At 69.9% G+C, this 7,135-nt stretch carries 8 protein-coding genes; all 8 read right to left on the bottom strand.

Translation table 11 applies throughout. The features are described from left to right. Nucleotides 1-291: 291 nt before the first annotated feature. The gene (locus F8271_RS11350; protein ID WP_151489658.1) at nucleotides 292-795 is read right to left on the bottom strand and encodes a metal-sulfur cluster assembly factor; all 504 of its coding nucleotides are present in this window, start codon (nucleotides 793-795) and stop codon (nucleotides 292-294) included. Next, a complete protein-coding gene (sufU, locus tag F8271_RS11345) occupies nucleotides 792-1,265 on the bottom strand; it encodes a Fe-S cluster assembly sulfur transfer protein SufU (protein WP_151489657.1) in 474 nt (157 codons plus the stop codon). Before sufU ends, F8271_RS11350 begins: the two co-directional genes overlap by 4 nt. Beyond that, nucleotides 1,265-2,569, bottom strand: a complete 1,305-nt coding sequence (locus F8271_RS11340; RefSeq protein WP_151489656.1) for a cysteine desulfurase — start codon at nucleotides 2,567-2,569, stop codon at nucleotides 1,265-1,267. The genes sufU and F8271_RS11340 overlap by 1 nt, the downstream gene beginning before the upstream one ends. Before the next feature lie 18 nt (nucleotides 2,570-2,587). Beyond that, nucleotides 2,588-3,361 carry a Fe-S cluster assembly ATPase SufC gene (gene sufC / locus F8271_RS11335; protein ID WP_151489655.1) on the bottom strand — a complete coding sequence of 258 codons (774 nt, stop codon included), beginning with the start codon at nucleotides 3,359-3,361 and terminating at the stop codon, nucleotides 2,588-2,590. Beyond that, nucleotides 3,361-3,687 (bottom strand): non-heme iron oxygenase ferredoxin subunit, encoded by a 327-nt coding sequence (locus tag F8271_RS11330; protein ID WP_151489654.1) that lies wholly within the window; start codon nucleotides 3,685-3,687, stop codon nucleotides 3,361-3,363. Before F8271_RS11330 ends, sufC begins: the two co-directional genes overlap by 1 nt. Next, nucleotides 3,687-4,829 carry a Fe-S cluster assembly protein SufD gene (gene sufD / locus F8271_RS11325; protein WP_151489653.1) on the bottom strand — a complete coding sequence of 381 codons (1,143 nt, stop codon included), beginning with the start codon at nucleotides 4,827-4,829 and terminating at the stop codon, nucleotides 3,687-3,689. Before sufD ends, F8271_RS11330 begins: the two co-directional genes overlap by 1 nt. A gap of 61 nt (nucleotides 4,830-4,890) precedes the next feature. Continuing rightward, on the bottom strand, nucleotides 4,891-6,321 hold the full coding sequence (sufB, locus tag F8271_RS11320; protein WP_074312771.1) for a Fe-S cluster assembly protein SufB: 1,431 nt from the start codon (nucleotides 6,319-6,321) through the stop codon (nucleotides 4,891-4,893). After that, entirely contained in the window at nucleotides 6,318-7,118 is an 801-nt protein-coding gene (locus F8271_RS11315) for a metalloregulator ArsR/SmtB family transcription factor (protein WP_151489652.1), read from the bottom strand. Before F8271_RS11315 ends, sufB begins: the two co-directional genes overlap by 4 nt. Nucleotides 7,119-7,135: the final 17 nt, after the last annotated feature.

Raw genomic sequence — 7,135 nt, 5'->3', positions numbered from 1 at the left:
CCGCGCCCCGCGCCAAGATCGTGCTCGATCCAGGATGTAGTGGTGTCGGGAGCGCCAGATGCCACTACATCCTGGATCGAGCACGATCTCCAGGCTCTCGCCGAGTCCCGCGCCCACCCGATCTTGCACTTCCTGTGGTGACGAATGCCCCTTACCGGCCTACAACAACGACCAAAAGTGCAAGATCGACGCAGCAGGATCCCGGCGCGCGGCCGAGGGAGGCGTGGGACGGGTCGAGCGCGACGCCCCGGTGGGCATCGCGCTCGACGGGTGGAGCCGACCGGGGTCGGCTCAGACGTTGAAGCCGAGGGAACGAAGCTGGTCCCGGCCCTCGTCAGTGATCTTGTCCGGACCCCACGGCGGGAGCCACACCCAGTTGATCCGGATGTCGTTGACCAGACCGCCGCCGGGGCCGGTGGTCAGTGCCTGCCGGGCCTGGTCCTCGATCACGTCGGTCAGCGGGCAGGCCGCCGAGGTGAGCGTCATGTCCAGGGTGGCGACGTTCTCGTCGTCGACGTGCACGCCGTACACCAGGCCGAGGTCGACCACGTTGATGCCGAGCTCCGGGTCGACGACGTCCTTCATCGCCTCCTCGATGTCGGCGATCATGGCCTTGCTGACGCCACCCGCCGGGGTGACGGCGCCGCCCGCTGCGGCGACCGCGTCGCCAGCCGGGGTGACGGCGTCGCCGGCACCCGGCGTCGCGGCACCGTTGGTCGTCACGGCGTCGGTCTGCGGCGCCGCGGTGGCGTCACCGGCCTCCGGCGTCGCTGCGGTAGCGGTGTTCTCGCTCATGCCTTCACCTCCGGGCTCACGCCCACACCGGCGCGTGCCGCGGCGTCCTTGAACGCCATCCACGGCAGCAGCGCGCACTTGACCCGGGCGGGGTAGCGGGCCACACCCGCGAAAGCAACCCCGTCACCGAGTACGTCCTCGTCGGGCGTGACCTGGCCACGTCCGGACATCAACTCCACGAACGCCTGGTGCACCTCGAATGCTTCCCCGGCGCCCCGGCCACGCAGCAACTCGTGCAGGACGCTCGCCGAGGCCTGGCTGATCGAGCAGCCCATCCCGTCGTACGAGATGTCGTGCAGCACGTCGCCGTCGGTGGCCACCCGGACGGTGACCTCGTCGCCGCAGGTCGGGTTGACGTGGTGCGCTTCCGCGACCTGGTCGCCCGGGTCGTCGGCGTCGCGCAGGCCACGCCCGTGCGGGTGCTTGTAGTGGTCCAGGATGATCTCCTGGTAGAGCTGGTCGAGCTGCATCAGTCGAACACCTTCCGCACCTGCTCCAGACCGGCCACCAGAGCGTCGATCTCCTCGGTGGTGGTGTAGAGGTAGAACGAGGCCCGGGTCATGGCCGGGACGCCGAACCGGCTGCACACCGGCTTGGCACAGTGGTGGCCCACCCGCACCTGCACGCCGAGCGAGTCGAGCACCTGACCCACGTCGTGCGGGTGCACGTCACCCAGCGCGAACGAGATGGTGCCGCCCCGGCCGATCGGCACGGTCGGGCCGAAGATCCGCAGGTCGGGGACCGAGCCGAGGGCGTCCAGCGCGTACGCCGTCAGCTCCTTCTCGTGCCACTGGATGGCCGGCATGCCGATGCCGGTGAGGTAGTCCACCGCCGCGCCGAGCGCGACCGCCTCGGCGATCGGCGGGGTGCCCGCCTCGAACCGGGCCGGCGGCGCGGCGAACGTCGCCCGGGCCATGGTGACCGTCTCGATCATCGAGCCGCCGCCGAAGACCGGTGGCATGGCCGCCAGCAGCTCCCCCCGGCCCCAGAGCACGCCGATGCCGGTCGGGCCGAGCATCTTGTGGCCGGTGAAGACGATGTAGTCGGCGTCCAGGTCGACCACGTCGATGGGCAGGTGCGGCACCGACTGGGAGCAGTCCAGCAGCAGCAGCGCGCCCACCTCGCGGACCCGCGCGGTGATCCGGGAGGTGGCGTTGACGGTGCCGAGGATGTTCGACATGTGCACCAGCGAGACGATCTTCGTCCGTTCGGTGACCAGGTCTTCCAGGCCGGACTCGTCGAGGCGGCCGCCGTCGGTGACCGGGAACCAGCGCAGGGTCGCGCCGGTGCGCTCGCACAGCAGCTGCCACGGGACGATGTTCGAGTGGTGCTCCATCTCGGAGATCACCACCTCGTCGCCCGGGCCGAGCCGGAACCGGGGGTCACCGTCGGGGCGCAGCGAGGCGTTCGAGAAGGCGTACGCCACGATGTTGATCGCCTCGGTGGAGTTCTTGGTGAACACCACCTCGTCGACGCTCGGCGCGTTGATGAACGCGGCGATCTTCGCCCGCGCCCCCTCGTACGCCTCGGTGGCCTCGGTGCCCAGGGTGTGCACCGAGCGCGACACGTTGGCGTTGTGCCGCGCGTAGTGCTCGTCGAGCACGTCGAGCACCTGGCGGGGCTTGTGCGAGGTGTTGGCGCTGTCGAGGTAGACCAGCGGATGCCCGTTGATCTCCCGGTCCAGGATCGGGAAGTCGGCGCGCACCCGGGCCACGTCGAAACGCGGCACGTCGTCGTACTGCGGCATCCCCGGCGGGATCGCGATGCTGGTCATCTCGGCAGCGCCTCTCGCTCAGGCCTTGGCCGTGCCGGCCCCGGCGGCGTACCGCTCGTAGCCCTCGGCCTCGAGCTTGTCGGCCAGCTCCGGCCCGCCCTGCTCGACGATCCGGCCGGCCACGAAGACGTGCACGAAGTCCGGCTTGATGTAGCGCAGGATCCGCGTGTAGTGGGTGATCAGCAGCACGCCGGTGTCGCCGGTGTCGCGGACCCGGTTGACGCCCTCGCTGACCACGCGCAGCGCGTCCACGTCGAGGCCGGAGTCGGTCTCGTCGAGGATCGCGATCTTCGGCTTGAGCAATTCCAGCTGGACGATCTCGTGCCGCTTCTTCTCACCGCCGGAGAAGCCCTCGTTGACGTTGCGCTGGGCGAACGCCGGGTCCATCTGGAGGCGCTCCATCGCACCGCGCAGCTCGCCGCCCCAGGTGCGCAGCTTCGGCGCCTCGCCGTCGATGGCGGTCTTGGCGGTACGCAGGAAGTTCGCCACCGAGACGCCGGGCACCTCGACCGGGTACTGCATGGCCAGGAAGAGGCCGGCGCGGGCGCGCTCGTCGACCGTCATGGCCAGCACGTCCTCGCCGTCGAGGGTCACCGAACCGCCGGTGATCTCGTACTTGGGGTGACCGGCGATCGAGTACGCCAGGGTGGACTTGCCGGACCCGTTCGGGCCCATGATGGCGTGGGTCTCGCCGGACTTCACGGTCAGGTCGACGCCGGCCAGGATCGGCTTGAGCTCACCCTCGGGCAGCTTGACCGACACCTTCAGGTCGCGGATCTCCAGGGTGCTCATTATCGGGTCACTCCATTACTCGGCGTCAGGCTGAGGTAGATGTCGCCGTCGCGGACTTCGACGGGGTAGACGGGGACGGGTTCGGTCGCGGGCAGCCCGCTCGGCTCGCCGGTGCGCAGGTCGAAGCGCGAGCCGTGCAGCCAGCACTCGAGCGTGCAACCGTCGACCTCCCCCTCGGAGAGGGCGACCGAGGCGTGCGAGCACTCGTCGTAGGCGGCGTAGAACTCGCCGTCCTCGCCGTGCACCAGCGCGATCGGCGTGCCGTCGACGTCCGCGCTGATCGCGGTGCCCTTCGGCACGTCCTCGGTGGAGCAGATCCGGATCATCAGGCGCCCGCCTTGGCCAGCCGGGCCTCGATGGCGTCGCCGAGGCGCTCGCGCAGCTCCTCCACCGGGATCTTGTTGATCAGCTCGGCGAAGAAGCCGCGGACCACCAGACGGCGGGCCTCACCCTCCGGGATGCCCCGGGCCATCAGGTAGAACAACTGCTCGTCGTCGAAGCGGCCGGTCGCGCTGGCGTGGCCGGCGCCGGCGATCTCGCCGGTCTCGATCTCCAGATTGGGTACGGAGTCCGCCCGCGCGCCGTCGGTGAGCAGCAGGTTCCGGTTGATCTCGTACGTGTCGGTGCCGGTCGCCTCGGCCCGGATCAGCACGTCGCCCACCCAGACGGTGTGCGCGTCGTCGCCCTGCAGGGCACCCCGGTAGCCGACGTAGCTGCGGCAGTCCGGCACGGTGTGGTCCACCAGCTGCCGGTGCTCCAGGTGCTGGCCGGAGTCGGCGAAGTAGACGCCGTACAGCTCGGCCTCGCCACCCCGCCCGGTGTACTCCACGCTGGTGAACTGCCGGACCAGGTCGCCGCCGAGGGAGACCTGGATGTGCACCACCCGTGCGTCCCGACCCAGCTTGATCTTGAGGTGCTGCGCCTGGACCGCGTCGTCGGCCCAGTCGGCGACCGTGACCAGGGTCAGCTTCGCGCCGTCGGCCACGGCGACCTCGACGTTGTCGGCCAGGGTCGCCGAGCCGACGTGCTCCAGGACCAGGGTCGCCTCGGCGAAGCGGCCCACCTCGATGAAGGTGTGCCCGAACGCCAGGCTCTCCGCACCGCCGCCGACCACCCGCAGGCTCACCGGCGCGCCCACCACCACGTCACTGGCGACGGTGAGCAGCAGCGCCTCACCGGCGCCGCCGTACGCGAGCGCACTGACCCGGTCGACCGGCATGAGCACGCTGCCCACCCGCGGGTCGTCGGTGCCGATGCGCTCGACGGCCACGCCCTCGGGCAGGTCGCCGTACTCGTGCCGGACCGTGCCGGTCGCGGCCGGAGCCGCACCGGTCAGGCCACGGAGGCGCTTGAGCGGGGTGAACCGCCACTCCTCCTCCAGGCCGGTGAGGGCCGGGAAGTCGGCGACGTCGTACGAGCGCAGCGCCTGCGACTTGGTGCTGGGCGGCGCGGAAGCCTGGGTAGTCATTTCTTCCTTGGTCTGTTCTACGACGACGGTGTCAGGTCGGCCGGACGGGGGACGGGCGGCGTCAGCCGACCGCGCCCTCCATCTGGAGTTCGATCAGCCGGTTCAGCTCCAGGGCGTACTCCATCGGGAGCTCCTTGGCGATCGGCTCGATGAAGCCACGCACGATCATGGCCATCGCCTCGTCCTCGCTCAGGCCCCGGCTCATCAGGTAGAAGAGCTGGTCGTCGCTGATCTTGGAGACGGTCGCCTCGTGCCCCATCGACACGTCGTCCTCACGGATGTCGACGTACGGGTAGGTGTCCGAGCGGGAGATGGTGTCGACCAGCAGCGCGTCGCACTTGACCGTGCTACGGCTGTGGTGCGAACCCTCCAGCACCTGCACCAGACCCCGGTACGAGGTGCGGCCGCCGCCCCGGGCGATCGACTTCGACACGATGGTCGAGGAGGTGTGCGGCGCGGCGTGCACCATCTTGGCGCCCGCGTCCTGGTGCTGGCCCTCGCCGGCCATCGCCACCGAGAGCACCTCGCCCTTGGCGTGCTCGCCGGTCATGTAGACCGCCGGGTACTTCATCGTCACCTTGGAGCCGATGTTGCCGTCGACCCACTCCATGGTCGCGCCCTCGTGGCAGACGGCGCGCTTGGTCACCAGGTTGTAGACGTTGTTCGACCAGTTCTGGATGGTCGTGTAACGGCAGCGCGCGTTCTTCTTCACGATGATCTCCACGACCGCGCTGTGCAGCGAGTCGGAGGAGTAGAGCGGCGCGGTGCAGCCCTCGACGTAGTGCACGTACGCACCCTCGTCGACGATGATCAGCGTCCGCTCGAACTGGCCCATGTTCTCGGTGTTGATCCGGAAGTAGGCCTGCAGCGGGATCTCGACGTGCACACCCTTCGGCACGTAGATGAACGAGCCGCCGGACCACACGGAGGTGTTCAGCGCGGCGAACTTGTTGTCGCCGACCGGGATCACCGTGCCGAAGTACTCCTTGAAGACGTCCTCGTGCTCACGCAGCGCCGTGTCGGTGTCCAGGAAGAGGACGCCCTGCTCCTCAAGATCCTCACGGATCTTGTGGTAGACGACCTCGGACTCGTACTGCGCCGCGACACCGGCGACCAGGCGCTGCTTCTCCGCCTCCGGGATGCCCAGCCGGTCGTAGGTGTTCTTGATGTCCTCGGGCAGGTCCTCCCAGCTGGTGGCCTGCTTCTCGGTGGACCGCACGAAGTACTTGATGTTGTCGAAGTCGATCCCGGTGAGGTCCGCGCCCCACGCCGGCATGGGCTTACGGCCGAACAGCCGCAGACCCTTCAGCCGCAGGTCGAGCATCCAGGCCGGCTCGTTCTTCTTGGCCGAGATGTCCCGCACCACCGCCTCGTTGATGCCGCGCTGGGCGACCGCCCCGGCGGCGTCCGGGTCGGACCAGCCGTACTCGTAGCGACCCAGGGCGGCGAGCTGCTCTTCCTGGGTCAGGGGCTGGACGATCTGCTCGGTCATCTATCTGTCCTCACAGTGGTGACGGGATTACCGGATTGGGCGCGGGTCGGCTGGGTCGGAATGTGCGTGGTGCACACCCCGTCGCCGTGCGCGATGGTGGCCAGGCGCTGCACGTGGGTGCCGACCAGACGGGATATCACCGCGGTCTCGGCCTCGCACAGCTGGGGAAACTCGGCGGCCACGTGCGCCACCGGGCAGTGGTGCTGGCAGAGCTGCCCGCCGGAGGCGATCGTGGTCGCGTTGGCAGCGTATCCCTCGGCGGTGAGCGCTCCGGCGAGTGCCTCCGCCCGCGCGAGGGGATCGTCGCCGGCGTCCTCCATGGCGGCCCGACAGCGGGACTCCAGGGCGGACACCTGCTCGGTGGCGAACGCCTCGACCGCGCCCGAACCACCACTGCGGGCGATCCAGCGCAGCGCGGCGGTGGCCATGTTGTCGTAGTGATGGGTGCCACAGCGCACCCGCGCGGCCTCGGTCAGCAGGAACACCTTCGCCGGGCGGCCCCGACCACGACTGCCCTGCACGGTCTGCTCACGGGCGAACACGTCACCGTCGGCGAGCATCGCGTCGAGGTGCCGGCGGATCGCCGCCGGGCTCAGACCGAGCGCCACGCCGAGCTGCGCGGCGGTGGTGGCACCCCGCTCCAGCAGCAGCTGGGTGACCCGGTCCCGGGTGGAGACCTCGGCCGCCGCGGCGCCGGTGGACCCGGCCGAGGTGGTCACGACGGGCGCGGACACCGACGCGCCGACGGCCGCTGGGGCCGCCGACTGCTGCCCGGAGAGCGCCGCCGCGTTTTTCACAACGCCAACGTTACGTA

This window comes from Micromonospora sp. ALFpr18c, from assembly GCF_008868155.1.
Taxonomy (GTDB): Bacteria; Actinomycetota; Actinomycetes; order Mycobacteriales; family Micromonosporaceae; genus Micromonospora.
This window is presented reverse-complemented; position numbering and strand designations above follow the sequence as displayed.

What these genes read in the sequence shown, in the direction of transcription:
- F8271_RS11350 (WP_151489658.1), bottom strand. Translation starts at nt 795, where the DNA reads ATGAGCGAGAACACCGCTACCGCAGCGACGCCGGAGGCCGGTGACGCC.
- sufU (WP_151489657.1), bottom strand. Translation starts at nt 1,265, where the DNA reads ATGCAGCTCGACCAGCTCTACCAGGAGATCATCCTGGACCACTACAAG.
- F8271_RS11340 (WP_151489656.1), bottom strand. Translation starts at nt 2,569, where the DNA reads ATGACCAGCATCGCGATCCCGCCGGGGATGCCGCAGTACGACGACGTG.
- sufC (WP_151489655.1), bottom strand. Translation starts at nt 3,361, where the DNA reads ATGAGCACCCTGGAGATCCGCGACCTGAAGGTGTCGGTCAAGCTGCCC.
- F8271_RS11330 (WP_151489654.1), bottom strand. Translation starts at nt 3,687, where the DNA reads ATGATCCGGATCTGCTCCACCGAGGACGTGCCGAAGGGCACCGCGATC.
- sufD (WP_151489653.1), bottom strand. Translation starts at nt 4,829, where the DNA reads ATGACTACCCAGGCTTCCGCGCCGCCCAGCACCAAGTCGCAGGCGCTG.
- sufB (WP_074312771.1), bottom strand. Translation starts at nt 6,321, where the DNA reads ATGACCGAGCAGATCGTCCAGCCCCTGACCCAGGAAGAGCAGCTCGCC.